The sequence below is a fragment of the Streptomyces sp. ICN903 genome (assembly GCF_022015835.1).
GTDB lineage: Bacteria > Actinomycetota > Actinomycetes > Streptomycetales > Streptomycetaceae > Streptomyces > Streptomyces fenghuangensis.
On sequence record NZ_JAKMAY010000527.1, the window covers coordinates 1 to 1,899 of the forward strand.

The 1,899-nt window shown below is 68.0% G+C and carries 1 protein-coding gene; it reads right to left on the bottom strand.

Annotated elements, in window-relative coordinates:
* Nucleotides 1-370: 370 nt before the first annotated feature.
* Nucleotides 371-1,684 (bottom strand): ABC transporter substrate-binding protein, encoded by a 1,314-nt coding sequence (locus L7D48_RS28520; protein ID WP_237883953.1) that lies wholly within the window; start codon nucleotides 1,682-1,684, stop codon nucleotides 371-373.
* Nucleotides 1,685-1,899: the final 215 nt, after the last annotated feature.

Here is a 1,899-nt window from a genome sequence, read left to right on the forward strand (position 1 = left end):
CGGGGCTGTACGACTTCGGCCTCACCCGCACCCAGCACGAGCAGTGGATCTGGAGCGGCGACCCGGACGGGCCCCGCTGGCAGCCACTGGAGACCGCAGCGGTGCACTGACCTCCGCGATCGGCCCGGCCGTGGTGTGGAGGCCGCGCGGCCCGCGCTGCGCAGTTCGCCTGCTCCACGGGGTCGATCTGCTACAGCCCCCGGCAGGCCGGCGGCTTCGCCCGCAGCCGCCGGAGGGCGTGCGGGCGCTCCGGGTGAGAGCTGGGGAGGTGCCTTGGGCTTGGGCTCCGGCGACCGGCGACCAACGGCCGGGCTTGGGCCGGGTCAGCCGATGTCCGTGGCGGGTGAGGGAGACATCGGTGATCCCGGTCTCAGGGTTGTCGCTTGGTGTGACTCCGCAAGGCCTGTTGCAGGTCCGCCAGTGCTTGCTCGCTGGTCTTGTCACCCCTGAGCGCGGCGTGCACCTCTTTTTGGATGGCGGAGGTCACCTTGCCGTACTCCGCCACGTGCGGCCGGGGCATCGCGTAGATGATCGACTCCCTCAGCACGGGTAGGTAGGGGTGGCTGGTGAAGGCGGATGGCTCGTCGTACAGGGTTTCGTAGACCGGGGCGTTGGATCCGATTTTCAGGTTTTTACGGGCGTTGTCCTCGTTGGTGATGAACTTGATGAAGTCGATCGCCGTGGCTTGGTTCTTCGCGTAGGACGACAGGGCCAGGTTGCGTCCGCCGAGACTGGAGGAGCCTGTCCTCGTCAGGCCGGGGAGGGTGGTGACGTCGAACTTTCCCGCGACTTTGCTGGAGCCGTCGGTGGCGTTGGCGGCGGCGTACAGGTACGGCCACTGGCGGATGAAGACCAGCTTTCCCTGCTGGAAGGCCTGCCTGCCGTCCTCCTCGGTGTAGGTGAGGGCACCCTCGGGCACCAGGCCGTCCCGGAAGAGACCGACCAGGAAGTCCAGTCCTTCCCGGGCCTCGGGGGTGTCGACGTGCGGCTGTCCCTGGTGGTCGACGACGATGCCGCCGGCTGATGCCACGGCCTCGGAGAAGTTCACCGTCAGGCCCTCGTACTGATCGAACTGTCCGGCGTAGCAAGACATTCCCTTCGCCTGGGGCAGGGCCAGGACCGCGTCGCAGATATTCCGCATATCGGCCCAGGTGGTGGGGGGCTCGCTGATGCCGGCGGCTTGGAGCAGGTCGGTGCGGTAGAAGAGGATGCCCCCGTCGGAGATCAGCGGCACACCGTACAGACCGTCCTTGTGCCGGGCGGTCTCCACCACCGGCTCCAGCATCTCCTCCAGGGGGAACTCCTCGGCGGGCAGCCTTTCGATCCACTGGTTGGCGGCGAATTCCGCAGTCCACACCACGTCCAGGGACAGCACTGTGTAGGCGTCGGATTTCGTCTTCGCGTTCTGGATCATCAGGCGGCGCTGCTCGTCGACGGCTTCGGGCAGCTCGATGAAGGTGACCGGCTCGTCGGGGTGTTCCTTGTTCCACCGGTCGAGCTGCTTTTGCACTACGCCGGTGGTGTCCTCTCCCGTGACGTAGGTGATGGGGCCGCGGCCCTGGAACCCGGCGCTGCTACCGCCAGGTGTCTCTTCGTCGGTGCCGGGCAGACCGCAGGCCGCGGTGGCGAGCAGGGCGAGTGTGAGGAGCGGGGTGCATGCGGCTGCTGTCTTCCTGGTTTTCACGGCTGTCTCCTGCTGAAGGTGCGCAGTGGTCGGAGAGCGTTCGGCCTTGACCAGAGGGGGTGGAGTGCTTCGGGGTGGCGGGGCTGCTGGGTCGGCCGGTGAGGCTGTGTCGGCAGCGCTCCTCGGCTCGTCCGCCAGGGCAGTCCAGTTCTGGTCGGCGCGGCGGGCCGGCGAGTCGTACCGGTCGCGGTCGGTACGGCGGGGGGCTCCGGTAC